This window comes from Flavobacterium sediminilitoris (genome assembly GCF_023008245.1).
Classification (GTDB): Bacteria; Bacteroidota; Bacteroidia; order Flavobacteriales; family Flavobacteriaceae; genus Flavobacterium; species Flavobacterium sediminilitoris.
This window is the reverse complement of record NZ_CP090145.1, coordinates 3,458,850-3,484,649: the sequence shown is the minus strand read 5'-3', so window position 1 is coordinate 3,484,649 and position 25,800 is coordinate 3,458,850. Positions and strand designations below refer to the sequence as shown.

The 25,800-nt window shown below is 29.4% G+C and carries 20 protein-coding genes; 15 read left to right on the top strand and 5 right to left on the bottom strand.

Going from position 1 to position 25,800, the window contains the following annotated elements; all coding sequences use genetic code 11:
• Positions 1-3: 3 nt before the first annotated feature.
• Positions 4-939 (bottom strand): homoserine kinase, encoded by a 936-nt coding sequence (locus LXD69_RS16010; RefSeq protein ID WP_246916117.1) that lies wholly within the window; start codon positions 937-939, stop codon positions 4-6.
• 63 nt (positions 940-1,002) lie between these two features.
• Entirely contained in the window at positions 1,003-3,450 is a 2,448-nt protein-coding gene (gene thrA, locus LXD69_RS16005; RefSeq protein ID WP_246916116.1) for a bifunctional aspartate kinase/homoserine dehydrogenase I, read from the bottom strand.
• Positions 3,451-3,848: 398 nt separating this feature from the next.
• Between thrA and hutH the strand changes: the two genes are divergently transcribed.
• On the top strand, positions 3,849-5,357 hold the full coding sequence (gene hutH / locus LXD69_RS16000; protein WP_246916115.1) for a histidine ammonia-lyase: 1,509 nt from the start codon (positions 3,849-3,851) through the stop codon (positions 5,355-5,357).
• Here hutH and LXD69_RS15995 read toward each other — a convergent pair.
• The 3 genes from LXD69_RS15995 to LXD69_RS15985 all read right to left on the bottom strand — a co-directional run bounded on the left by LXD69_RS15995 (position 5,349) and on the right by LXD69_RS15985 (position 9,791).
• The gene (locus LXD69_RS15995) at positions 5,349-5,723 is read right to left on the bottom strand and encodes a DUF1304 domain-containing protein (protein ID WP_246916114.1); all 375 of its coding nucleotides are present in this window, start codon (positions 5,721-5,723) and stop codon (positions 5,349-5,351) included. The genes hutH and LXD69_RS15995 overlap by 9 nt on opposite strands.
• Before the next feature lie 83 nt (positions 5,724-5,806).
• Positions 5,807-7,174, bottom strand: coding sequence for a 30S ribosomal protein S6--L-glutamate ligase (gene rimK / locus LXD69_RS15990; protein WP_045971715.1), 1,368 nt, complete (start codon positions 7,172-7,174; stop codon positions 5,807-5,809).
• A gap of 70 nt (positions 7,175-7,244) precedes the next feature.
• Positions 7,245-9,791 carry an ATP-dependent Clp protease ATP-binding subunit gene (locus LXD69_RS15985; RefSeq protein WP_045971713.1) on the bottom strand — a complete coding sequence of 849 codons (2,547 nt, stop codon included), beginning with the start codon at positions 9,789-9,791 and terminating at the stop codon, positions 7,245-7,247.
• A gap of 256 nt (positions 9,792-10,047) precedes the next feature.
• Here LXD69_RS15985 and gyrA point away from each other — a divergent pair, with 256 nt between their 5' ends.
• The 14 genes from gyrA (at position 10,048) to LXD69_RS15915 (ending at position 25,737) form a co-directional block, all read left to right on the top strand.
• Positions 10,048-12,588, top strand: coding sequence for a DNA gyrase subunit A (gyrA, locus tag LXD69_RS15980; RefSeq protein WP_045971711.1), 2,541 nt, complete (start codon positions 10,048-10,050; stop codon positions 12,586-12,588).
• 58 nt (positions 12,589-12,646) lie between these two features.
• Positions 12,647-13,753, top strand: a complete 1,107-nt coding sequence (locus LXD69_RS15975) for a hypothetical protein (RefSeq protein WP_246916113.1) — start codon at positions 12,647-12,649, stop codon at positions 13,751-13,753.
• Positions 13,754-14,820: 1,067 nt separating this feature from the next.
• A complete protein-coding gene (locus LXD69_RS15970) occupies positions 14,821-15,414 on the top strand; it encodes a Crp/Fnr family transcriptional regulator (RefSeq protein WP_045971651.1) in 594 nt (197 codons plus the stop codon).
• A 1-nt stretch (position 15,415) separates the two neighbouring features.
• On the top strand, positions 15,416-16,627 hold the full coding sequence (locus LXD69_RS15965) for a hypothetical protein (RefSeq protein ID WP_246916112.1): 1,212 nt from the start codon (positions 15,416-15,418) through the stop codon (positions 16,625-16,627).
• 86 nt (positions 16,628-16,713) lie between these two features.
• Positions 16,714-17,271 carry a fasciclin domain-containing protein gene (locus LXD69_RS15960; protein WP_045971647.1) on the top strand — a complete coding sequence of 186 codons (558 nt, stop codon included), beginning with the start codon at positions 16,714-16,716 and terminating at the stop codon, positions 17,269-17,271.
• Positions 17,272-17,517: 246 nt separating this feature from the next.
• Positions 17,518-17,973 (top strand): c-type cytochrome, encoded by a 456-nt coding sequence (locus LXD69_RS15955; RefSeq protein WP_045971645.1) that lies wholly within the window; start codon positions 17,518-17,520, stop codon positions 17,971-17,973.
• A 4-nt stretch (positions 17,974-17,977) separates the two neighbouring features.
• Positions 17,978-19,312: a cbb3-type cytochrome c oxidase subunit I gene (locus tag LXD69_RS15950; protein ID WP_246916111.1), complete on the top strand. Its 1,335-nt coding sequence runs from the start codon at positions 17,978-17,980 to the stop codon at positions 19,310-19,312.
• A 9-nt stretch (positions 19,313-19,321) separates the two neighbouring features.
• Complete coding sequence (gene nirK, locus LXD69_RS15945; protein WP_246916110.1) at positions 19,322-20,767, top strand: copper-containing nitrite reductase; 1,446 nt, start codon at positions 19,322-19,324, stop codon at positions 20,765-20,767.
• A 60-nt stretch (positions 20,768-20,827) separates the two neighbouring features.
• The gene (locus LXD69_RS15940; RefSeq protein WP_246916109.1) at positions 20,828-21,688 is read left to right on the top strand and encodes a formylglycine-generating enzyme family protein; all 861 of its coding nucleotides are present in this window, start codon (positions 20,828-20,830) and stop codon (positions 21,686-21,688) included.
• Positions 21,685-22,269: an SCO family protein gene (locus tag LXD69_RS15935; protein WP_246916108.1), complete on the top strand. Its 585-nt coding sequence runs from the start codon at positions 21,685-21,687 to the stop codon at positions 22,267-22,269. The genes LXD69_RS15940 and LXD69_RS15935 overlap by 4 nt, the downstream gene beginning before the upstream one ends.
• Before the next feature lie 30 nt (positions 22,270-22,299).
• The gene (locus LXD69_RS15930) at positions 22,300-23,079 is read left to right on the top strand and encodes a CbbQ/NirQ/NorQ/GpvN family protein (protein WP_246916107.1); all 780 of its coding nucleotides are present in this window, start codon (positions 22,300-22,302) and stop codon (positions 23,077-23,079) included.
• A complete protein-coding gene (locus LXD69_RS15925) occupies positions 23,079-24,827 on the top strand; it encodes a nitric oxide reductase activation protein NorD (protein ID WP_246916106.1) in 1,749 nt (582 codons plus the stop codon). The genes LXD69_RS15930 and LXD69_RS15925 overlap by 1 nt, the downstream gene beginning before the upstream one ends.
• A gap of 3 nt (positions 24,828-24,830) precedes the next feature.
• On the top strand, positions 24,831-25,406 hold the full coding sequence (locus LXD69_RS15920) for a cytochrome c oxidase subunit 3 (RefSeq protein ID WP_246916105.1): 576 nt from the start codon (positions 24,831-24,833) through the stop codon (positions 25,404-25,406).
• A gap of 91 nt (positions 25,407-25,497) precedes the next feature.
• On the top strand, positions 25,498-25,737 hold the full coding sequence (locus LXD69_RS15915; RefSeq protein ID WP_045971631.1) for a cytochrome C oxidase subunit IV family protein: 240 nt from the start codon (positions 25,498-25,500) through the stop codon (positions 25,735-25,737).
• Positions 25,738-25,800: the final 63 nt, after the last annotated feature.

Sequence of the window (25,800 nt, the reverse complement as noted above, 5' to 3'; positions counted from 1 at the left end):
GTATTAAATTATTTTTACTCCCTCATCATTTACTTTTGAAATATGTATATCAAAAGGGATATTTGTTTTTAAATAGGTGTTTTCCATTGCTTTTGCTACATTTTTAGCAATGCTACTTCCTTTGCATAATGCAAAAATTGAAGGTCCAGCTCCAGAAATTCCAGCTCCTAATGCTCCATTTTTTAAAGCACTATTTTTAACTTTATCAAAATTAGGAATTAATCCTTTTCTAAGCGGTTCTATGATTACATCTTCTAGAGATCTACTAATAATTTCATAATCTTTCATATATAAACCAGCTATTAGCCCTCCTAAATTCCCCCATTGTTTAATTGCATTTTTTAAACTTATCATTGGTTCTAAAACGGCTCTAGCATCTGAAGTTTTAATTTCTATGTGAGGATGTAAAACGACTGCAAAAAGTTCATTTGGACTTTCAATTTTGATAATATCTAAAGGATCATAACCTCTTACTAAAGTGAAACCGCCAAGTAAGCAAGGTGTAACATTGTCTGCATGTTCAGATCCACTTGCAATAGCTTCTCCTTTCATAGCAAAATGTACTAATTCACTTTTTGAATATGGTTTTCCTAAAATTTCATTAACTCCAAAAACAGCTCCAGCTGCACTTGCCGCAGAACTACCAATTCCACTGCCAGTTTTAATTTTTTTATGAATTTCAATTTCGATACCAAATGATACTGGATTAAAATCTTTTTCATAGTTGTTTAATATAGCTAATGCAGCAACGCCTGCAACATTTTTATCGATTTCAAAAGGTAATTCTGCACCTGTTATTTTAGTGATTTTTATCCCTTTTGTTGGTGATTTTCTAAATATCATTTCATCACCTATAGTTTCTAAACATAGTCCCATTACATCAAATCCGCAATTAAGATTTGCAATTGTAGCAGGACAGAATATTTTTATATTACTCATTGTTTTTTATTTAGATTTTCTAGTTCGTAGACAATTAATTACTCTTAGAACTAGAAATAAGTTTTATACATTTCCAATTCTAATTATATCGGCAAAAATACCAGATGCTGTAACGGCTGCACCAGCTCCTGCACCTTTTATTAATAAAGGTTGATCTACATACCTATCAGTATAAAATTGTACAATATTATCTTTTCCTTCTAGGTTGTAAAATGGACTTTCTTTTGGAATAAATTCTAAACCAATGCTAGCTTTTCCGTTTTCAAAAGAAGCAACATATTTTAATTTACTGTTTTTTGTTTTAGCTTCTTTTAAAAGAGAATCAAAGTGTGATGCATACTTAGTTAATGAATTAAAGAAGTCATCATTATTTGTTGTATTTAGACATTCTTCAGGAAGGAAGGAGTTATTTTGAATGGCTTCTATTTCCATTTCATAACCGCTTTCTCTAATTAGAATTAGAATTTTTCTAGCTACATCAATTCCGCTTAAATCTATTTTTGGGTTAGGTTCTGTGTATCCTTGAATTCCAGCTTCTTTTACAACATCATAAAAAGAAAAAGATTCACTAAAATTATTAAATATAAAGTTTAAACTTCCTGATAAAACAGCTTTGATTTTATGTATTTTATCACCAGATGCAATTAAATGTTTTAAAGTATCTATTATAGGTAATCCAGCACCAACATTAGTTTCAAATAAAAATGGTGCATTGTACTTTCTCGATAAGTTTTTTAAATGTTTATAGTTTTCAAATTTTGAAGAACAAGCAATTTTATTACATGTAACAACAGCTATGTTTTTTTCTAAAAATTTATCATAAATAGAAGCGATTTCAGCATTTGCAGTAATATCAACAAAAATACTATTACGAAGGTTTAACTTTTGTACCTGATGAATGAAATTTTTAATATTTGCTTTTTCACCATTATTCATCTTTGATTTCCAGTTATTTAATGGTATTCCGTCTTCGTTAAAAATCATTTTTTGTGAGTTTGATAAGGCAATTACTCTCATATTGATTTTAAGATTATCTCTCAAATACTTTTTTTGTTGATGTATTTGATCAATAAATTTTTCTCCTACATTTCCAACTCCCATTACAAATAAATTAAGTTGTTTTGTATTGTCTTCAAAAAAACGTTCATGTAGTGAGTTTAATGCTTTCTTAACATCGTTTTTATCGATAACTACTGAAATATTTCGTTCTGAAGCTCCTTGAGCAATAGCACGAATGTTAACATTGTTTTTTCCCAATGTTCCAAACATTTTTCCACTTAATCCCTGATGATTCTTCATGTTTTCTCCTACTAATGCTACTATGCATAAATCTTTTTCTACAATGCAAGAATTGATTTTATTTTGATTTATTTCAATTTCAAAAGTATTATCAATAGCTAGTTTTGCTTTTTCAGCATCATTATTTGAAATTCCAATACAAATTGAATGTTCAGAAGATGCTTGTGTAATAAAAATGACATTTATATTATGAAGCGATAGTACTTCAAATAGTCGTTTTGAAGAGCCTGTTATTCCTATCATTCCAGAACCTTCTATAGTAACTAACGAAATGTCTTCAATATGTGAAATACCTTTTACAGGATTTCCGTTTGAAACAGATTCATTAAAAATTAAAGTTCCTTCTTCGTTAGGTTCAAATGTGTTTTTAATCCAAACAGGAATATTTGAATTTAAGACAGGTTGAATAGTAGGAGGATAAAGTACTTTGGCTCCAAAATGAGATAATTCCATAGCTTCTTGATATGATAAAGAAACGATAGGTTTTGCTTGCTTTACTATTTTCGGATTAGCAGTAAACATTCCATTAACATCTGTCCAAATTTCTAAAGAAGATGCGTGTAAGCAATATGCTAGAATGGAAGCTGTATAATCTGAACCTCCTCTTCCTAAGGTAGTTGTGTTTCCGTCATCGGTAGATGCTATAAATCCTGGGAATAGTGAAATTTGATTATTGTTTTTTGAAAAATAATCAGTTAATAATATTTTTGTTTTGTTAAAATCGACTATTGCTTTGCCAAAAAAAGCATTTGTTTTTATGAAATTTCTACTGTCAACAAAGGAATTATTTATATTTACTTTTTTTAAAGCGGACGCAATAATCTGAGAAGATAATAATTCTCCAAAACTTAAAATGCGGTCTAATGTTTTAGGTGTAAGTTCTCCAAGAAGATAACAACCATCTAATAGTATTTTTAGTTGGGCTATTTCTTTATTAATGAGGTTAACTAATGTATTTTGCTCATCTGGAAGAATTAATTTTTGTATTGTTTCAATGTGTTTTGTTTCAATCTTTAAAATAATATCAAGATATGTTTTGTCTTTTTTTATAGCTGTGCTTCCTGCTAAATGAAGTAAATCAGTTACTCCACTTAGAGCAGAAACAACAACAATTAAATTATTTTGTTTAGATTTTTTAGTTACTATATCAATTACTTTTGAAATATTTTGAGCGTTGGCTACAGATGTGCCTCCAAATTTTAATACAATCATTTTGATGTTTTTTGAAAATAAAATATAATAAGAAGTATATCTTTCAAATGAAAAATATATAATACGGGATTATATGAAATGATTTACCCCTTAAGGGGTAGTAATGATTGTAGAAGTTGTTGTAATAGCAAAAGATACAATCAAATTTTTGATTGTATTTATTGAAGAATATGTTCTTTTGTTATTAAACATCAATCAAATATATGACAAATTATGCTTATTGAGAACTTTTTGTTATTTTTTTTTGATTTTATTATCTTTTAAACTTTACTTACTTGTTAAAATGCGTTTTTTGTAAAATTCTAAATATCAGATTAATAATAATGCATTAAAATAGTAGTTAAAAATGTTGTTTCTTAACAATTGTTTACGGAATTTTGGACTTTAAAATTTTTGAAATGGAAACAGTACACTATATAAGTTCAGATTTATTATCAATAGAAAAGATTAATGAAATTATTTCGTATGATTTAAAATTAGAATTATCAGAAGAAGCAAGAGCAAATATCGTTAAATGTAGATCATATTTAGATGATAAGCTTAAATTGAATGACAACCCTATTTATGGAATAAATACAGGATTTGGTTCATTATGTAATGTGAAAATTTCAAATGAGAATTTATCAAAATTACAAGAAAACTTAGTAAAATCTCATGCTTGTGGTACAGGTGAAGAAGTTCCACAAGAGATAGTAAAAATAATGTTATTGTTAAAAATACAATCATTAAGTTATGGACATTCAGGTGTTCAACTTGAAACAGTTGAGCGATTGATAGGTTTTTATAATAATGATATATTACCAGTAATTTATACGCAAGGTTCTTTAGGAGCAAGTGGAGATTTGGCACCTTTAGCACATTTATCTTTACCTTTAATTGGGGAAGGAGAAGTTTATAAAGATGGATTTAGACAACCAGCATCTAAGATTCTTGAAAATATGAATTGGAAGCCAATAGTTCTTCAGTCAAAAGAAGGATTAGCTTTATTAAATGGGACTCAATTTATGGCCGCTTATGGTGTTCATATTCTTATAAAGGCTAGTAAGTTATCTTATTTAGCGGATATTATAGGAGCTGTTTCCTTAGAAGGGTTTGATGGAAGGATAGAACCATTTAATGAATTAATTCATATGGTTAGACCGCATAAAGGTCAAATAGTTACAGCCGAAAGAATGCGAGATTTACTGGAAGATAGTGAAATTATTGCAAAAGTAAAGAAACATGTGCAAGATCCATATTCTTTTAGATGTATTCCACAAGTTCATGGAGCAAGTAAAGATACAATTGATTATGTGAAAAAAGTTTTTCGTACAGAGATTAATTCGGTAACAGATAACCCAAATATTTTTGTAGGAGAAGATCAAATTATTTCAGGAGGTAATTTTCATGGGCAACCTTTAGCGTTGGCATTAGATTTTCTAGGAATTGCTTTGGCAGAGCTAGGAAGTATTTCAGAAAGAAGAACATATCAATTGATATCTGGTTTAAGAGAGTTACCAGCATTTTTAGTTAGTGATCCAGGATTAAATTCAGGATTTATGATTCCTCAATATACAGCAGCTAGTATTGTAAGTCAAAATAAGCAGTTAGCTACGCCAGCAAGTATTGATAGTATTGTTTCAAGTAATGGTCAGGAAGATCATGTTAGTATGGGGGCAAATGCAGCGACAAAAACATTAAGAATTATTGAAAACTTAGAGCGTATTTTAGCAATAGAGTTATTAAATGCATCACAAGCAATAGAGTTTAGAAGACCTTTAAAATCGAGTGAGTTTATTGAAATGTTTATAAAAGCATATCGTGATGAGGTTTCATTTGTTAGTGAAGATAGAATTTTACATTATGATATTGAAAAATCAATTGCTTTTTTGATGAGTTTTCAAATAGACAGTGAGGTTTTACAATAATCCTTTTAAAAATAAAACACTAATTAGCCCTAAAATAGCTGGAATACCTTGAACGTAGAAGATCTTTTTTGAAACTGATATGGCACCATATATTCCAGCTATTAAAACACAACTTAAAAAGAAAATTGCAATTTTCTGACTCCATATAGGGTTTTTTATTGTTAATGACCAAAGTAATCCTGCGGCAAGAAAACCATTATATAATCCTTGATTTGCAGCCATAGTTTTCGTTTTTCCAAATAAATCTTTTGGAAAATTTCGGAATACTTTTGGAGCTTTTGTTGTCCAAGCAAACATTTCTAACCATAAAAAATAGAAATGGAGTAGTGCTACAAAAGCAATAATAATTTGTGAAATAAGATTCATAATTTTTAGTTTAAAATATATATGTATGTTTAAATTATTAGAACCCAAAATAATAGTTCTTATAATTGGGTTCTAGTAATTTTTTATTTCCATTTAAAATTTTTCTCAATTGCTTTAATCATTTCTCCTGCAATATCTTTTTGTGTTGCACCTTCGATTCCTTCAAGTCCAGGAGATGAATTAACTTCTAATAATAAAGGACCTTTAGATGAACGAATAATGTCGACACCAGCAACTTTTAAATCCATAGCTTTTGCAGCTTTTATCGCAATTTTCTTTTCTTCAGAAGTTACTTTTACAACAGATGCAGTTCCTCCCATGTGAATATTTGCCCTAAATTCACCTGGAGCAGCTTCTCTTTGCATTGCTGCTACAACTTTTCCATCTACAACAAATAATCGTAAATCTTTTCCGTTTGCTTCTTTAATAAATTCTTGTACTAATATATTAGCATTTAAGCTTTTAAAGGCATTTATTACAGATTCAGCTGCTTTTTTTGTTTCTGCTAATACTACTCCTTTACCTTGTGTTCCTTCAAGTAATTTTACAATTAATGGAGAACCACCAACCATTTTAATTAAGTCATCAGTATCTAATGGAGAGTTTGCAAATCCAGTTGTTGGAATATCAACACCATTATTTAATAATAATTGAAGTGAAAATAATTTATCTCTTGATTGTGTAATTGCGGCTGCGTTATTTAATGCAAAAACTTTTAAAGCCTCAAATTGTCGAGTTAAAGCGCAACCATAATAAGTCATGCTAGGTCTAATTCTAGGAATTACAGCATCAAAATCATTTAAAACCTTTCCACCTCGATAATGAATTTCAGGTGTGTCAGCATCTAATTTCATGTAGCAGTATTTTAAATTTAAGAAGTGCATCTCATGTCCACGCATTTCACCTGCTTCAATAATTCTTTTGTTACTATATAATTCTGGATTACTTGCAAGAAGACCTATTCTAAGTCCTTGTTTGATGTTTGAATTGTCATAATAAAATTCTTTTAGTTTTTCATTTGACGGTTGTCCTAATACATATTTTTTTTCAGGATCAACTAATATCCTTCCAGACATTGCTTCTCTTCCTAAAAGCATTCGGAATCCCATTGAATCTCTATTAGTAAGAGTAAGTTCAATATCCCATTTTTTTCCACCAATTTCAAGATGGGTTTTTATTACATGTCTTTTTTCACGATATCCACTTGAGCTTTTTACAATTCTTTGATCTACTAATTTAGCTTCACAATGAATTACTGTTTTTGCATTGTTTTGAATAGGGTTTATATCGAACTTTACCCAAGCTTCACTGTCTTTTTGAAATGTTTTAATATTTGTTGCGTGTAAAGCAGATGTTTTAGCTCCTGAATCTACACGTGCTTTTATTGTTGGAATACCTAATGTAGGAAGGGAACACCATTCTTCGCTTCCAACGATTACTTTATCTTGCATTTTATATTGTAAAATTTATTTCTAATGTAATACTTTTTTTTAAATATTTAGTAAAGAAAAGAAAAACCTACTAATTAGTAGGTTTTTCAGATTTTTTTATTTCTATAGTGAGCTCGTTTGTTGTCTCATTTAAATCCATAAAAATTTCGTCGCCTTCATGAATTTTAGAAGTTATAATTTCTTCTGCTAAGGCATCTTCAACATACTTTTGAATAGCTCTTTTTAGTGGTCGAGCTCCAAATTGTTTATCAAATCCTTTATCGGCAATATAGTCTTTAGCTTTTTCAGAAAGTTTTAAATCATATCCTAAGTCTTTTACTCTTAAATACAGTTTATCCATTTCAATATCAATTATTAAATCAATATCTTCTTTTTCAAGAGCATTAAATACTATTACATCATCAATTCTATTTAAGAATTCAGGAGCGAATGCTTTTTTTAATGCATTTTCAATAATTCCTTTAGAGTTATCTCCAGCTTGAGAAATTTTTGAAGCAGTACCAAATCCTACTCCTTGACCAAAATCTTTTAATTGACGAGCACCAACATTTGATGTCATGATAATGATAGTATTTCTAAAGTCAATTTTTCGACCCAAACTGTCGGTTAAATGTCCGTCGTCTAAAACTTGAAGCATCATATTAAACACATCTGGATGTGCTTTTTCAATTTCATCAAGAAGCACTACACAATAAGGTTTTCTACGTACTTTTTCTGTTAATTGTCCTCCTTCTTCATAACCAACATATCCTGGAGGAGCACCAACTAATCTTGAAATAGCAAATTTCTCCATGTATTCACTCATATCAACACGAACAAGTGCATCTTCAGAATCGAATAATTCTTTAGCAAGAACTTTCGCTAATTGAGTTTTTCCAACACCTGTTTGCCCTAAGAAAATGAAAGAACCAATAGGTTTGTTAGGATCTTTTAATCCAGCTCTATTGCGCTGAATTGCTTTTGCAATTTTTTCAACAGCATCATTTTGCCCAATTACTTTTCCTTTTATTAATTCTGGAAGTTTTGCTAATTTATTACTTTCGGTTTGAGCAATTCTGTTGACAGGAATTCCTGTCATCATTGAGACAACGTCTGCCACATTGTCTTCTGTGACAGTTACTCGATTGTTTTTTGCATCTTCTTCCCATTGTTCTTGCGCAATTGCTAATTCTTTTTCGATGCGTTTTTCATCATCTCTAAGTTTAGCGGCTTCTTCATATTTTTGTTTTTTTACAACTGTGTTTTTAAGTTCTCTAACTTCTTCTAACTGACGTTCCAATTCTAAAATTTGCTTTGGAACATCAATATTTGTAATGTGAACTCTTGAACCAGCTTCGTCTAGAGCATCAATAGCTTTGTCTGGTAAAAACCTTTCAGTCATATATCTATTTGTAAGCTTAACACATGCTTCTATAGCTTCATCTGTGTATGTTACATTGTGATGGTCTTCATATTTACTTTTAATATTGTTTAATATTGTAATTGTTTCTTCAACAGAAGTTGGTTCTATAATTACTTTTTGAAAACGTCTTTCTAATGCACCATCTTTTTCTATATATTGACGATATTCATCTAGGGTAGTAGCTCCAACACATTGTATTTCTCCTCTAGCTAAAGCAGGTTTAAACATGTTAGAAGCATCTAAAGATCCTGTCGCGCCTCCAGCTCCTACAATTGTATGAATTTCATCTATGAAAAGAATAATGTCATCATTTTTTTCTAATTCATTCATTACAGCTTTCATTCGCTCTTCAAATTGCCCACGATATTTTGTACCAGCAACTAAGCTAGCCAAATCTAATGTTACAACACGTTTATTGAAAAGAATTCTTGAAACTTTCTTCTTTATAATTCTTAAAGCTAAACCTTCTGCAATAGCTGATTTTCCTACTCCTGGTTCACCAATAAGAAGAGGATTGTTTTTCTTTCTTCGACTTAAAATTTGTGAAACACGTTCGATTTCTTTTTCACGACCAACTACAGGATCTAATTTTCCTTCTTCAGCTAATTCAGTTAAATCTCTTCCAAAATTATCTAAAACTGGTGTTTTTGATTTTTTATTTGTCTTATTTCCTGAAGGTGGATTATTAAATCCGCCTTCACGAGTACCTTCTTCCTGACCTGCATCATCATTAAATTCAGCCTTAGGAAGGTTTTCTATATAATCATTTTCGTTTGTTATCATTGCTGTATATTGGTCTTTAACAGATTCGTAATCTATTTTTAATTTGTTTAACAATTTTGTAGTAGGGTCGTTTTCATTTCTTAATATGCATAATAATAAATGTGCCGTACTTATTGTAGAGCTGTTATATAATTTGGCTTCTAAAAAAGTAGTTTTTAAAGCCCTTTCTGCTTGTCGAGTAAGGTGTAAATTCTTTTTGTCATTATTTTGAATTCCTATTGAATTTGCTGGACTTAAGACTTCAACTTTTTTTCTTAAATGATCAAAATCTACAGTTAAATTGTTTAAAATAGCCATAGCTTTACCTTGACCTTCTCTAAGAAGTCCTAGCATTAAATGTTCTGTTCCAATGAAATCATGACCTAAACGTAAAGCTTCTTCTTTACTGTAGGAAATAACATCCTTTACTCTTGGTGAAAAATTATCGTCCATTTTAATCAAAATTGTAGGTGTAAATATACTAAGATATGAGAGAATAAGCAAAAAATATGCCCTTTTCAGTTTCTATTGCTAATTGACAAAAAAAAAATGACAAAAAAAAATACTGTGGAAAACTTTTAAAATCATTTTTCAAGAGAAGATTGTTAATAAATCATTCAAATTTATCTTGAAAAATTAAATAGAAAATTATAAAAAGCTGTATCTTGGCACGTTTAACAAAATGAATATAATTTTAATTTAAATACTTATGTCTGAAGGAGAAAAGTTAATCCCTATTAACATTGAAGATGAAATGAAGTCAGCTTACATTGATTATTCAATGTCGGTTATTGTATCTAGAGCGCTTCCAGATGTTAGAGACGGGTTAAAACCAGTACATCGAAGAGTATTATTTGGAATGCATGAGTTAGGAATTCGTTCTAATAGTGCTTATAAAAAATCAGCAAGGATTGTTGGAGAAGTATTAGGTAAGTACCATCCACATGGAGATACATCAGTATATGATGCAATGGTTCGTATGGCTCAAGAGTGGAGTTTACGATATTTAATGGTTGATGGTCAAGGTAACTTTGGATCAGTTGATGGCGATAGTCCAGCAGCAATGCGTTATACCGAAGCAAGAATGCGAAAGATATCGGAAGATATGTTGGCGGATATAGAAAAAGAAACGGTTGATTTTCAATTGAATTTTGATGACTCTTTGGAAGAGCCAAAAGTATTACCTACAAAAGTTCCAACTTTGTTAATTAACGGTGCATCTGGTATTGCAGTAGGTATGGCAACAAATATGCCTCCTCATAATATATCAGAAGTAATAGATGGAACATTAGCTTATATTGATAACAATGATATTGAAATTGATGAGTTAATGCAACATGTAAAAGCACCCGACTTTCCTACAGGAGGTGTTATTTATGGATATGAAGGAGTAAGAGAAGCTTTTAAAACTGGTAGAGGACGTATTGTTATGCGAGCTAAAGCAGGTTTTGAAGAATCAAATAATAGAGAAGCTATTATTGTAACTGAAATTCCATATCAAGTTAACAAAGCCGACATGATTAAAAAAACGGCTGACTTGGTTAATGAGAAAAAAATTGAAGGTATTGCAACTATTCGTGATGAATCGGATAGAAATGGGATGCGAATTGTTTATGAATTAAAAAGAGATGCGGTTCCAAATGTAGTTTTAAATACATTATACAAATATACTCAATTACAATCTTCGTTTAGTGTGAATAATATTGCACTTGTAAATGGAAGACCAGAAATGTTAAATCTTAAAGATTTAATTCATCATTTCGTTGAACATCGTCATGAAGTTGTAATTCGTAGAGCACAATATGAATTAAGAAAAGCAGAAGAAAGAGCACACATATTAGAAGGTTTAATCATTGCTTCTGATAATATTGATGAAGTAATTGCATTAATTCGTTCTTCTAAAGATGGGGAAGAAGCAAGAAATAAATTAATTGAACGATTTAAATTATCGGAAATTCAAGCTCGTGCCATCGTAGAAATGCGTTTACGTCAATTAACAGGACTAGAGCAAGATAAACTTCGTGCTGAATACGATGAGATAATGAAATTAATTACAGGATTGAAAGAATTATTAGCAAGTAAAGAATTGCGAATGGAACTTATCAAAACTGAATTAGCAGAAATTAAAGAGAAGTATGGAGATGAAAGACGTTCAATAATAGAATATGCTGGAGGAGATGTAAGTATTGAAGATTTAATTGCAGATGAACAAGTTGTAGTTACTATATCACATGCAGGTTATATTAAACGTACATCATTGACAGAGTATAAAACTCAAAATAGAGGTGGAGTTGGGCAAAAAAGTGCTGCAACAAGAGATCAAGATTTCTTAGAACATTTATTTGTAGCAACAAATCATCAATACTTAATGTATTTTACTCAAAAAGGAAAATGCTATTGGATGAGAGTGTTTGAAATTCCTGAAGGAACAAAAGCAAGCAAAGGAAGAGCTATCCAAAATTTGATTAATATAGAGAAAGATGATAAAGTAAAAGCATTTATCTGTACTAAAGATTTAAAAGATGAAGAATATATTAATAGTCACTATGTGATTATGGCAACTAAACAAGGTCAAGTTAAGAAAACTTCTTTAGAGCAATATTCTCGTCCACGTCAAAATGGAATTAATGCAATTACAATTAAAGAAGACGACGAATTATTAGAAGCAAAATTAACTACAGGAAATAGCCATGTTTTATTAGCAGTAAAATCAGGTAAATTAGTTCGTTTTGAAGAAAGTAAGACGCGTCCAATGGGAAGAACTGCTTCTGGAGTTCGTGGAATCACTTTAGCAGATGAAAAAGATGAAGTGATAGGAATGGTATCAATTGATGAAAAAGATATTAATGATTCTCAAATTTTAGTAGTTACCGAAAATGGTTATGGTAAACGTACAAAATTAGAAGAAGATGGAGAACCAGTTTATAGAGTTACAAATCGTGGTGGAAAAGGTGTTAAAACACTTAATTTAACCGAGAAAACAGGAGCTTTAATTGCTATTAATGCTGTAACAGATGAAGATGATTTAATGATTATTAACAAGTCTGGATTAACTATTAGAATGGAAATTTCAGATTTAAGAGTTATGGGAAGAGCAACTCAAGGAGTTCGCTTAATTAATATTAAAGGGAAAGATTCTATTGCAGCTGTAACGAAAGTTCTTAGAGAAGAAGATGCAGAAGTTGTAGATGCAGAAGAAATTACCAATATAGAGCTTGATTCAACAGAAAACACAGAAACAAATGAATAATTATTTAAAGCCCAAAATGATTAGTTTTGGGCTTTAAAATTAAAAACTATCAAACGAAATGAAATCATTATTTTTAACAGTAGTGTTGTTTGTATCAATGACTACTTTTGCTCAAAAAGATGAGTTAAAAACACTTAAGAAAATTTATTTTAAAGAAAATATTTCAAATGAAGATTTAAAAAAATATAAAGAATCTTCTGATAAACTAATATCAATTGCTTCTTCTGAATCGGATAAAAAGTATGCGCATTTTTTTAAAGTTATTTATCCAACTATAGATTTAGCTTCAAAAGGAGTGAATGCTACTATGGAAGATCAAATAAAACTTTTTAATCCAGACTTTTTAGAAGAATATGGAAAAACTATAGACAGAATAATTGAATTAGAACAAAATAATGGAAAATATATATATTCAGACGATTTAAAAAATAAAAAAGCTGATTTTAGAGAATTGTTGAATAATACAGCTACAAAGTTATATAAAGAAAATAAGTTTAGAGAAGCCTCATTAATGTTTCATAATTTATACATATTTGATACCAAAAATGAAGGGTTAGCACTTGAAAATTCAGCACAATTGTCTATACAAGCTGGAGATTATTTATTAGCAGATAGATTTTATGATGAATTGAAGAATAGTGATTATTTAAAGAGTGTTAGTTATTATGCGATTAATAAAATGGATAATACTGAAGATTTATTTCCTAACAAAGAAGCTCGTGATAATATGGTCTCTTTAGGGACTTACGAAAAACCAAGAGATGAAAAATTAGAAGAGAAAAAAGGAGAGGTTTATAAAATGATAGCTTTGGTTGCTTTACAAAATAAGAATATTGATAAAGCAAAAGAAGCATTTGAAATAGCAAAATCTTTAAATGTAAATGATGAGCAATTGATAAATGGAGAATTTCAAATGTATTTCAGTCTAGGTTATGATATTGTTGTTAAAGATAAAGAAATAGTTGATGAGATTAATAAAAATCTTGAAAATAAACAAAAGTTTGATGAATTGATGAATAAACGTAAGGAACTATTTAAGAAATCGTTGCCTTATTTTGAAAAAGCTTTAGAACTTAGTCCTGAAGATCAAAATACAAAAAAAGTATTAAAAATGTCTTATGAAGTTTTAGAAATGAAAGACAAGGCTGAAGCATTAAATCAATAAAAATTTTATTTAAATTTTTAGTTGATTAAAAAAGTTAAAACTGAGCAAAATTATTTTGCTCAGTTTTTTTATTATATTTTCTTTTTTTTAAAATCAGAAGCAAAGTAAAATAATAATAAGTGAATCTAGTAAAAAGATGTCACATAATAAATATTTACTTTCAATATCTTGATATATTTTATAAGTATTATAGATTTGTTTACTTTTATAGTTGTATTATAAAACTTGGTTCAGTAAAATAAATTTTCATATCACTATAATTTTGAGGTACTTAAACAAGTTGAGAAATTCGCACAGTTTTGTATAAAACTTTAAAATCGTTAGCTCTTTAATATTAAGGGATCACAGTGTTTTTAATAGTAGAGTTGGAGAGAAACAGTCTACTCTAATTGATCCATATTTTATAAGACTTTACAATGTTTTTTAGGGTAACCAATTTTATTACCTCATTATAGTATTCAAATTGACTTAAATTATATGGGATAAATTGACGAATTATATTAGAGAATTGAAAGTAAATTGTTTAATTTTTAAACTAGCTTTTTTATATAATATACGGTTCTACATGTTTTACTTTTAAACCAATATACTTACAGAACTCTATAAATACTAATAACCTATACTTTTCAATTGGTTTTTAATGGTTATAAGTTCGTTTATTAATTATTCTTAGGGCTTATAATGACATTTATTTTATTGGGTGACATCTGAGTAGGTGCTTAATTTTTGCTTCTAATTTTACCTTAATTTTGCTTTATAATCAATCGGAAATTTTGCAATATGGATTATGATTAAGGGATTTATTTATTAAATTTTTCGATGTTATAACTAGACAAAAAAGCATAATTAAATTGAAAGGTACTATCGAGGATATTATTTTTTACAAAACCCAAGATGGTCATTTGGCTCGTGAGAAAGGAGGTATTGATACTAGTAGAATTGTTATTTACTCCTTTTATTGCTTCTATTTAACATATTTTTCTTATTTGAGACATTAGATATGATAAATATCATTTTTTATTTTAAGAAGGAAAATAATATTTGTATTGACAAAAAAATGTTTAGTAATGCAAATAGATTTAGATTTACTATTTACATGGGGAGCAGTTTCCAAAAAATATCAAAAAGATGAAGTTATCTTTTATGAGGAAGATTTAGCATTATTTTATTACCAAATTATTCAAGGTACGGTAAAGATGTTTAATACAAATGAAGATGGTAAAGAGTTTACTCAAGGTCTTTTCTATAAAGGAAATAGTTTTGGTGAACCACCACTTTTAATAAATGAAGTATATCCTTGCACAGCAATTGCTATCGAAGATTGTGTTGTTATTAAAATTTCAAAAGACAAATTTCTAACGATTATTCATGAATATCCAGCAATTAATCAGAAAATATTAGAGCTTTTAGCATTTAAAGCCTACAGAAAAGCGGTTACGAGTAGACAGATTATTAATCAAAAGCCTGAATTTAGAATAAATGCATTTTTAGACAATTATAAAAAAAGCTGTACAACTCCAACTGTTAAAGTGCAAATTCCTTTTACTCGACAAGAGATTGCAGATTTTACAGGCTTAAGAGTAGAAACAGTAATCCGAACATTAACAAAGATGAAGAAAGATAAAAAAGTAGAGATAACTAATCATAAATTATTTTATTGATATGAATTTTCGAATTTCAAATTGGATTAAATTTTCATTATTAAATTTATTGTTAGTTGCAATTTTAGGACTCTTAATGCGATATAAAATAGTTTTTGAATTGCCTTTTATACATCAAAAAAACATACAACATTCTCATTCTCATTTTGCTTTTTCAGGTTGGGTTACTCAAACATTGTTTGTATTGATGGTACATTTTCTATCAAAAATCAGTGTCGATTTTGATAGTAATAAATATAATAAAGTTTTGATAGCCAATTTGGTATGTTCTTATATTATGCTTTTTAGTTTTATCTTTAATGGATATAACTTTATTTCAATTGCATTTTCTACACTATCTCTTTTCGTTTCTTTTTGGTTTGCCTATTTATTTTTAAAAGATTTAAAATTAATAAAGAAGTCAACATTAAGTAAAGATTGGTTTAAGGCTTCGTTATTTTTTAATATTATTTCTTCTTTTGGAACTTTTGCATTGGCATTCATGATGGCAACTAAAAATATTCAACAAGATTATTATTTGTCTTCCATATATTTTTATTTACACTTTCAATATAATGGATGGTTTTGGTTTGCATGTATAGGTCTTTTTGTGAGTCAATTGGTTCCAGATCTTCAACTCGAAAAAGCAAATAGAACAACATTTAATTGGTTTTTCATTAGTTGTATTCCAGCTTTCCTACTGTCTATTCTTTGGATAAAACTTCCATTTTGGGTTTATTTAATTGCAATATTTGCTGCAATATTACAAATTGTAGCATTTATAAAATTTTATAAAATAATTGTTAATTCATTTAATTCGAAGTTTTCACATTCTTCTCTTTTTAAATATATATATGTAAGCATCTTATTATGTGTGTTTATTAAACTGTTTCTTCAATTGGGCTCAACTGTTCCATTAATAGGAAAGTTAGCATTCGGATTTAGACCAATAGTTATTGCCTATTTACACCTAGTTTTATTAGCAATTATCTCATCATTCTTATTAGTCTATATATATACAAACAAATTATTAGTATTAAATCGTTTCACAAGAAATGGATTAGCAATTTTTATAATTGGAATTTTTTTGAACGAATTTGTTTTAGCAATTCAAGGTATAACCTCGTTTAACTATATAATACTTCCTTATGTAAATGAAGTATTATTATGCATTGCATTTATATTGTTTATAGGTATTTTGGCAATAGTTAGTTTTAATCGTAAAGAAAAATAAAATTCTTATTTTCTTATGATTTGACTCATAAAATATGTAGTCTTTATGTTGGTACTTTGTACAGTAAAATTTAAAGCTCTACTATTATGAAAAAAACATTTTCCTTTTTAGCACTAGCATTTATATTTCTTTCTTCTAGTTGTAAAGAAAATATTGAAACTCCACAAGAAGCTCCATCTTCAGAAAATGCAGTCGATCTAAGTATTGGTCAAGAAGGAGTGCAAGATGATGTTTCTAATCCAAATATTGTTCAAGTTGCTTCAGGAAGTAAGGATCATACAACATTGGTTGCAGCCGTAAAAGCTGCGGATTTGGTAACTTCATTAAGTAATGCTGGTCCATTTACAGTTTTTGCACCAACTAATGCAGCATTTGAAAAATTGCCTGCAGGAACAGTTGAAGGACTTTTAAAACCAGAGAAAAAAAGTGATTTGGAAAACATTTTAGGTTATCATACTTATGTAGGGAATTTAAAAACAGAATACATGCAAGACGGTCAAGAGTATGATATGGTCTATGGAGGAAAAGTAAAAATCACAAAACAAGGGGAGAAAACATTCGTAAATGGTTCAGAAGTTGTAGCAACAATTGAAACTTCAAACGGTTTAATCCATGTAATTGGAGATGTTCTATTACCTAAATAAAAAAGTTAATTATTAATTCATACAATTCTTCTTTTTTAGTTGAAAAGCATAGATTGTCGTAGTCTATGCTTTTTTTCATTTTAGCTTCACGACCATAAAAATAAATTTCATAAAAACAACTTTTGTACCTGTTTTTTCTGTTACTATGATTCTAATCATATTTTTTAATGAATAAAATAGGGAAATTTGATTATATAAAAGACAGATAAGTCCTTTATATAAAATACTAACTAAAACTATAAATCTATGCTTTCAAAATCTCAAGCAAGAGCGTTTTTTTTAGGCGGAACAGTAGTTACTTTTCTAATATTTATTGGATTGACTATTTATTCTTTTATGCCTAGAAATGACCAAACCAACTACAAAGACATTGATAAAAATGTTGTTAAGGGGAAAGAAATATGGGAATCCAATAACTGTATGGGTTGTCATAGTATAATGGGAGAAGGTGGCTATTATGCTCCTGAATTAACTAAAGTAATTGAACGGAGGGGAGAAGGTTACATAAAAGCAGTCCTAATGTCTCCAATACCTTGGGCTCCAAAAGGTAGAAAAATGGTTGCATACAAAATGAGCGCTGAAGATGCAGATGCAATGGTAGCTTATTTTAAATGGATAGGCAATATTGATTTAAATGGATTCGACAGAATTGTTTCTCCATTAGCAAAAGATAAAATGAAAGATCAACATAAAATAAAATAAGAATATGAAATATAAATCACAAAAAGTAGCCTATTGGTTTTTTGCATTATGCATGCTCTTGTTTTCGTTGCAAATTATTTATGGCTTTATAATGGGCTTTGATCGAATAGGATTACAAGGCTTACACGATATAATTCCATTCAATACAGCAAGAGCTGTTCATACAAATTTGCTTGTAGTATGGCTTTTAACTGGATTTATGGGTGCAGCATATTATATAATTCCAGAAGAAGCGCAACGCGAATTAATAAGTATAAAATGGGCGTATATTCAATTGATTTCTCTTGCAGTTGTAGGTGTAATTGCAATAGCAGGATTTCATTTTAATCATTGGGAAGGAAGGAAATTTTTAGAAATTCCAAGAGAACTAGATTTCTTAGTAGTTGTTAACGTATTAGTTTTCTTAGGATTAATTTTAGGAACTCTATTTAAAGGAAAACGAAAAACAACTACTGCTTTAGTACTAACAATGGGATTAGTATTTGCAGCTTTACTTTACATTCCAGGAATGATTTGGTTCGATAGTCAAGTAATGGATTCATTCTTTAGATGGTGGGTTGTTCATTTATGGGTTGAAGGTGTATGGGAGTTAATTATGGGAGGTATTTTATCTTACTTATTAATTAAACTTACTGGTGTAGATAGAGAGGTTATTGAAAAATGGTTATATGTAATTGTCGGATTAACTTTCTTATCTGGAGTATTAGGTACTGGTCACCATTATTACTACATTGGTGTAAACAAAATTTGGTTAATTGTTGGCGGTATATTTTCTGCATTAGAACCTTTAGCTTTCTTAGCCATGGCATTATTTGCAGTAAATATGTATCGTAAAGGAGAAAAAAGTCATCCAAATAAATTAGCATTATTTTGGACAATAGGTGCAGCAATTGTATCTTTTATAGGTGCAGGTTTATTAGGTTTTGCACATACTTTACCACAAACTAATTTATACACACATGGTACTTTAGTAACAGCAATGCATGGTCATTATGCTTTCTGGGGAGCTTATGCAATGATAGTTTTAGCTATTATTAGTTATGCATTACCAAACTTAACTGGTCGTAAACGCTATAACAATACAACAGGACAAATGGCATTTTGGATTTCCAATATTGGTATACTTGGAATGACTGTAGCTTTTGGTGTAGCTGGAGTTGCACAAGTGTATATGGAAAGAAAATTAAAAATGGATTTCATGGATGTTCAAAATGAAATTGCAATTCACTTTGTAGTTTTATTAATCTGTGCAACAATGTTTACTGTAGGTATAGGAATGTATATCTACGAATTTATAAAATACGGCTTACCAACAGACGAAGCTTTAGAAACTAATTAAAATTTATATATGAAAAGCATGAAATTAATACTTGCTATTACAGTAATCACCTTATTAGCAAGTTGTAAATCAAATGAGAAGAACGAAGTAGTCATTGATCCTTCAAATATAAAAACAGAAGGAGCACCAATTATTGCAGAATTAACTTCTCCGCCATTTGTTCCAAAACCTGTAGGGGATAGACCAGCTAAAAAATTAATTGTCAATTTAGAAATATTAGAACAAGAAGGCGAAATGGCCGATGGTGTTAAGTATATGTATTGGACATTTGGAGGTACTGTTCCAGGAAGTTTTATTAGGACTAGAGTTGGTGATGAAGTTGAATTTCATTTAAAAAATCACCCAGACAATAAATTACCTCATAATATTGATTTACATGCAGTAACAGGACCAGGTGGTGGTGCAGCATCTTCATTTGTTGCTCCAGGGCACGAAGTTACTTTTTCTTTTAAAGTTTTAAATGAAGGTCTATTTGTGTACCATTGTGCTACTGCTCCAGTAGGAATGCATATTGCTAATGGTATGTATGGTTTAATTTTGGTTGAACCAGCAGGTGGACTTCCAAAAGTAGACAAAGAGTACTACGTTATGCAAGGAGATTTCTATACAAAAGGTGCTTATGGAGAAAAAGGATTACAACCTTTCGATATGGCAAAAGCAATTAAAGAAGAACCCGATTATGTAGTTTTCAACGGAAAAACAGGATCACTAACAGGAGATAATGAAATAACAGCAAAAGTTGGAGAAACTGTACGTTTGTATGTAGGTAATGGAGGTCCAAACTTAGTGTCTTCATTCCATGTTATTGGTGAAATTTTCGACAATGTACATATAGAAGGAGGATCCATGATTAATAAAAATGTGCAAACTACTTTAGTTCCTGCAGGAGGAGCAGTAATTGTAGACTTTAAAGTAGATGTGCCTGGATCATTAGTAATTGTAGATCATTCTATTTTTAGAACATTTAACAAAGGTAGTTTAGGAATTTTAAAAGTAACTGGAGATGAAAATAAAACCATTTATTCTGGAACACAATCAGATAATGTGTATTTACCAGAAGGAGGAACAATTCAAACAATGCCAGGAAATAAATCTGCTTCTCCTACAATAGCTGTCACTTTACCTGAAAGAATTGCAGAAGGGAAATCAATTTACTCAACAACTTGTTTTGCATGTCATCAACCAAACGGAGAAGGTTTACCAAATGCTTTTCCACCTCTTGCTAAATCAGATTATTTAAATGCAGATGTAAATCGAGCAATTGAAATAGTACTTAGAGGTAAAACGGGAGAAATGACAGTTAATGGTAAAAAATACAATAGTGTTATGACGGCACAAACATTAACAGATGAGGAAATTGCAAACGTTTTAACGTATGTGTATAGTACTTGGGATAACAGTAAAAAAGAAGTTACTAAAGAAATGGTAGCTAAAATAAGACAAGAGAATAAATAGTTAGTACTATTATTAACCATGATAGTACTTGATTGTGACTATCATGGTTATTTTTTAATAATGAAAAAACATAAATTAATGTATAGAATAGTATTCATATTAATCTTCACACTTATCGTTTCTTGTCAAAAAAGTAAAGAACAAACAACTACTGAAATTAATCCTATTTCAAATGTAATTATAGAACAAGAACAATATAGCTCTTTTAAAGTTACAACTGAAATGGTTTTAGTAAAAGGTGGAAGTTATGTTCCTTTATATGGGAAAAATCAAGAGCAAGTAATTGTAAATGATTTATTTATGGATATATATCCTGTTACAAATGAAGAATTTCTTGATTTTGTAAAGAAAAATGAAAAATGGCAAAAATCAAAAGTTAAAAAAATATTTGCAGATGGAAATTATCTTGTAAAATGGAAAAATGATACTTTGTTAAGTACAAATTCAAAACCAAACAGTCCTGTTACAAACGTATCTTGGTATGCAGCAAATGCCTATTGCGATTGCCAAGGTAAACGATTAGCAACAGTAGATGAATGGGAATATGTAGCAATGGCAAACGAAACAAAGGCAGATGCAAGAGAAATTGAATCCTATAACCAAAATATTTTAGATTGGTACGAAAAACCAAAAACCTACCAAAATGAAGTTGGTCATACTTTCAAAAATTATTATGGAATTTATGATTTGCATGGTTTGGTTTGGGAATGGACTTCCGATTTCAACTCTATTTTAATTACAGGTGAATCTAGAAGTGATTCAGCAGAAAACAATAATCTATTCTGTGGAAGTGGTTCTTTAAACGCTACTGATTTAATGAACTATGCTGCTTTTATGAGATATGCTTTTAGAGGAAGTATTAAGGCAAATTATTCGATACAAAATTTAGGTTTTAGATGTGTAAAAGATATTGAAAAATGAAAAAATATAGAATAGTACTCGTAATTACAAGTTTACTTCTATTAGGTTGTAAACAAGAAGAAAAGGAAGTTAAAGAAACACCAATTTCTGAAGAGTCAATCTTTAATTTATCTAGTAAATGGAAAACCCAAGACGACAAAACTGTTGAAATAAAAGATTTCAGAGGAAAAGTTTCGGTAATGGTTATGATTTATACTAGTTGTAAAGCTGCTTGCCCGAGATTAGTAGCTGATATGCGTGATATTGAATCTAAAATTCCTAAAGAACAATTAAAAGATTTAAACTTCATTTTAGTCAGTATCGATCCAATAACCGATACACCAAAAAGATTAAAAGTGTTTGCAAAAGATAATTTTATGGATGATAAACACTGGACATTCTTACAAGGAACACCAGCTACAGTTCAAGAATTTGCTAACGTTTTAGCTGTAAAATATAAAAAAATTACTCCTATAGATTTTTCACATTCCAATATTATAAGTGTGTTTAATAGAGAAGGAGAATTGATTCATCAACAAGAAGGTTTAGGTGTAAATAATAAAGAAACGATAGATAAAATATTAGAAACCGTTAAAAAGTAACTAAATCCATTTTATCCAAAAAAGAACAAAATGAGCGTAAATATTCCATTTTATCATCCAATAGACAAAGAAGTTGAGGTTTTTGAAAATGTATACCAAAACAAGATTCCGTTTTTATTAAAAGGTCCTACAGGAACAGGAAAGTCGCGATTTGTAGAATACATGGCACATAAATTAGATAAAAAGTTAATTACAATAAGTTGCCACGAAGAAACATCTTCAACAGATTTAATAGGACGATTTATCATTAAAGGTGCTGAAACTATTTGGATAGACGGACCATTAACAAAAGCAGTAAAAGAAGGTTCTATTTTATATTTAGATGAAATTGCAGAAGCACGCCCAGATGTTATTGTTGCCATTCACTCCTTAACCGATCATAGAAGAGAAATTTATATTGATAAACTAGGAGAAACCATAAAAGCGCACGAAGATTTTATGTTGGTTGCTTCTTTTAATCCAGGATACCAAAGAGGATTTAAAGAACTAAAACCTTCTACAAAACAGCGATTTACTGCTTTGTCTTTTGCTTATCCAGAAGCTTCTCAGGAAATTGAAATCCTTATTCAGGAAACAAATATTGACCCAGATATTGCTAAAAAACTAGTTAAAATTGGTAATAAAATTAGAAATCTTACCGAATTAGGTTTAGCAGAAACCGTTTCTACACGTTTATTAGTAGACGCAGCAAAATTAATACATACCAATTTACCTAAAAGACTAGCTGTAAAAGTAGCTATCGTAGAACCTTTAACGGACGATTTGGAAATAGCAGAAGCCTTAACCGATTTGTGTAACTTGATGATTTAATGGAACTTGACGAAATAGTATATAGCAAGGTTTTGCAATTCTTTAAAAAGAATAAAAAGGTTGATGCTGATTTAGTTAATCGTATGGTTCATTTAGAAGATATAAAATCACGTTTAACCATTTTAGCAAGAGCCATTACTGCGGATGTAATTGAAATATTTCCCGCAGAACGCGAAGGCGGTTATAAAAATAATAACTTTTTTTTTCCTATTTCATTCGGAGATTTTTCTACTTACGAAGCAAACCTTTCTTTTTACTTTTTTAGACTTTTGTACTTAACGGAACAAAGAAAGTTAGGATTTAATTGGAAGGAAAACAAAGATGAAACGCTTGATAATTCGCAACTTAAAGCTTTAGAATGTTCTGAAATTGTTTTAAAAAGTTTATTTGAAGAATTCCCAATTACAAATTCTCTTCACAATGATTTTTATACTTTTTATGCTGCAAAAGAAGAAATTGATTATAGTTGGTTGTATGGAAAATGGATGCGAAATAGTGCAGAAGTTGAAGTAGATAAAACATTAAATAATTTTTCTGATCTAACAAAAAAGGCAACGGGTGAAAAAGAACCAACCGTTTTAAAAGCAAATCCGGTTGAAGAAATAAAAAGTCTTACAATTGATAAAAAACAACAAGAAGATTACGTATTGCTACATAGTTTCGAAAAAGTAGAAACAGCTGAAGAATTTAATGGTAATTGGAGAGATTTTGATGGTTCAGATGAATTAGAAAAACACCAAGAAGCTTTAGAAGAACTAAATATGAAATTTACAGTTCGTGTAAATGATACTACACATTCTGTTTATCAAGCTGATTTCATTGAAAATACAACCATTTCTGAAAGTGCAGAAAGAGATGAGAAAGGCTATCACATAAAATACAATGAATGGGATTATTCTTCAAAAGCATATAAAGACTCCTTTTGTAAAGTATATCCAATTTCACAAGTAAAAACGGATGTTAACTATTATAAAAAAACAATCACAGAGAAGGCTTCTGTTTTAAATGGCTTGCGTAAAATGTTGACCAATGTTAATAATAAAATGCAACAACATCATAGGCAATCACAAGGTGATGTATTTGATATTGATGCAACTACTGATATGATTATCGATGTGTTATCAAAAAGAACACCTTCTGAAAACATCTATTTATCTAACCGAAAAAAAGAAAAAGACATTTCTATTTTATTGCTTTTAGATATTAGTCTTTCAAGTGACTCTTATGCTGCTGGAAATAAAATTATTGATGTAGAAAAACAGGTTTCTATTCTGTTTGGAGAAATATTAAATGAATTTGATATTGATTTTTCTATCAATTGCTTTTACTCTAAAACAAGGAATTATGCTTCTTATTTAACCTTAAAAGATTTTGATGAAGATTGGCAAAAAGCCAAAAATAAAATTGGTGCTGCAGAACCGCAAGGTTATACAAGAATTGGAGCTGCGCTTCGTCACTCTGGTGCTTTGTTAGAGAAAAGAGATTCTAAAAATAAATGGATTATTTTTCTTTCAGATGGTAAACCAAACGATTATGATAAATACGAAGGAAAGTATGGTATTCACGATGTAAAACAAACGCTAAAAGAATTAAAACAAAAGCAAATAAACACGTATGCTTTAGCTATAGAAGCACAAGCAAAATATTATTTGCCTTTAATGTTTGGACAAAATCATTATCAAATATTAACACATCCAGAAGATTTATTAAAATCATTAGTAAAGCTTTACGAAAAAATTAAACATTAAATAATGAATAAAACAGCAATTGATTATAAAAATATTTATTATCCCCCTGGAGGAATTTTAATGTGGATAATCATCTTTTTAGAGCTAATTACTTTTGGAATGGCACTTATTGCATTTGTACATTATGGTACACAAGAACCAGAAGTTTTTCATCAATCAAAATTACAACTTAACACAACTATTGGAGCAATTAACACCTTATTTTTACTTACTAGCGGTCTGTTTATTGCAAATGCTGTAAGTTTTTATAAAGATGGGAATACTAAGAAAACGAATTTGTTTTTTAAACTTGCTATGTTAGGAGGCGTATTGTTTTTATTACTTAAAAGCTTTGAATACTATACAAAAATTGAAAACGGAATTACTTTAGAAACAAATACTTTTTTCTTTTTTTATTGGTTGCTAACAGGTTTTCATATTATTCATGTTTTAATAGGACTTATAATTCTTTTTATAACAGGGAAAAGTATTCGTAAAAACAATGCAAAACTTGAAGATGTGGAAGCTTCAGCTACATTTTGGCATATGTGCGATATCATTTGGTTATTGCTTTTTCCTATCCTTTATTTAATCTTTTAGTAATGAAATAAGCATGTACGTTTTTGGTCATAAACACAAAATAAGACTTGTAAATTGCATATGACCAATAAAAAACAATAAATATTTACATATGAAAAAACAATTAACAAAAGTATATATAGTACTTATCATTCTTACAGTACTTACTGCTTTTTTATCCAATAATAATACCTCTAAAATTATAACAATTGCAATTTTACTAATTTCAAGTATCAAGTTTTTAGTTGTAACTTTTCAGTTTATGGAATTAAAAAAGGCAAACTCAGCTTGGAAAGTAAGTTTAAGTCTGTTTTTATTCGTTTTGATTGGAATTATAACATTAATAATTTAATATTTTGTGATTTAAATCATAATCAAAAAAAATACTAATTCGTTCATTTGTGTTATTCAAAAA

What these genes read in the sequence shown, in the direction of transcription:
- LXD69_RS16010 (WP_246916117.1), bottom strand. Translation starts at nt 939, where the DNA reads ATGAGTAATATAAAAATATTCTGTCCTGCTACAATTGCAAATCTTAAT.
- LXD69_RS15955 (WP_045971645.1), top strand. Translation starts at nt 17,518, where the DNA reads ATGCTTTCAAAATCTCAAGCAAGAGCGTTTTTTTTAGGCGGAACAGTA.
- LXD69_RS15950 (WP_246916111.1), top strand. Translation starts at nt 17,978, where the DNA reads ATGAAATATAAATCACAAAAAGTAGCCTATTGGTTTTTTGCATTATGC.
- hutH (WP_246916115.1), top strand. Translation starts at nt 3,849, where the DNA reads ATGGAAACAGTACACTATATAAGTTCAGATTTATTATCAATAGAAAAG.
- LXD69_RS15925 (WP_246916106.1), top strand. Translation starts at nt 23,079, where the DNA reads ATGGAACTTGACGAAATAGTATATAGCAAGGTTTTGCAATTCTTTAAA.
- LXD69_RS15970 (WP_045971651.1), top strand. Translation starts at nt 14,821, where the DNA reads ATGCAAATAGATTTAGATTTACTATTTACATGGGGAGCAGTTTCCAAA.
- thrA (WP_246916116.1), bottom strand. Translation starts at nt 3,450, where the DNA reads ATGATTGTATTAAAATTTGGAGGCACATCTGTAGCCAACGCTCAAAAT.
- LXD69_RS15985 (WP_045971713.1), bottom strand. Translation starts at nt 9,791, where the DNA reads ATGGACGATAATTTTTCACCAAGAGTAAAGGATGTTATTTCCTACAGT.
- LXD69_RS15960 (WP_045971647.1), top strand. Translation starts at nt 16,714, where the DNA reads ATGAAAAAAACATTTTCCTTTTTAGCACTAGCATTTATATTTCTTTCT.
- LXD69_RS15930 (WP_246916107.1), top strand. Translation starts at nt 22,300, where the DNA reads ATGAGCGTAAATATTCCATTTTATCATCCAATAGACAAAGAAGTTGAG.
- nirK (WP_246916110.1), top strand. Translation starts at nt 19,322, where the DNA reads ATGAAAAGCATGAAATTAATACTTGCTATTACAGTAATCACCTTATTA.
- rimK (WP_045971715.1), bottom strand. Translation starts at nt 7,174, where the DNA reads ATGCAAGATAAAGTAATCGTTGGAAGCGAAGAATGGTGTTCCCTTCCT.
- LXD69_RS15940 (WP_246916109.1), top strand. Translation starts at nt 20,828, where the DNA reads ATGAAAAAACATAAATTAATGTATAGAATAGTATTCATATTAATCTTC.
- gyrA (WP_045971711.1), top strand. Translation starts at nt 10,048, where the DNA reads ATGTCTGAAGGAGAAAAGTTAATCCCTATTAACATTGAAGATGAAATG.
- LXD69_RS15965 (WP_246916112.1), top strand. Translation starts at nt 15,416, where the DNA reads ATGAATTTTCGAATTTCAAATTGGATTAAATTTTCATTATTAAATTTA.
- LXD69_RS15915 (WP_045971631.1), top strand. Translation starts at nt 25,498, where the DNA reads ATGAAAAAACAATTAACAAAAGTATATATAGTACTTATCATTCTTACA.
- LXD69_RS15975 (WP_246916113.1), top strand. Translation starts at nt 12,647, where the DNA reads ATGAAATCATTATTTTTAACAGTAGTGTTGTTTGTATCAATGACTACT.
- LXD69_RS15995 (WP_246916114.1), bottom strand. Translation starts at nt 5,723, where the DNA reads ATGAATCTTATTTCACAAATTATTATTGCTTTTGTAGCACTACTCCAT.
- LXD69_RS15935 (WP_246916108.1), top strand. Translation starts at nt 21,685, where the DNA reads ATGAAAAAATATAGAATAGTACTCGTAATTACAAGTTTACTTCTATTA.
- LXD69_RS15920 (WP_246916105.1), top strand. Translation starts at nt 24,831, where the DNA reads ATGAATAAAACAGCAATTGATTATAAAAATATTTATTATCCCCCTGGA.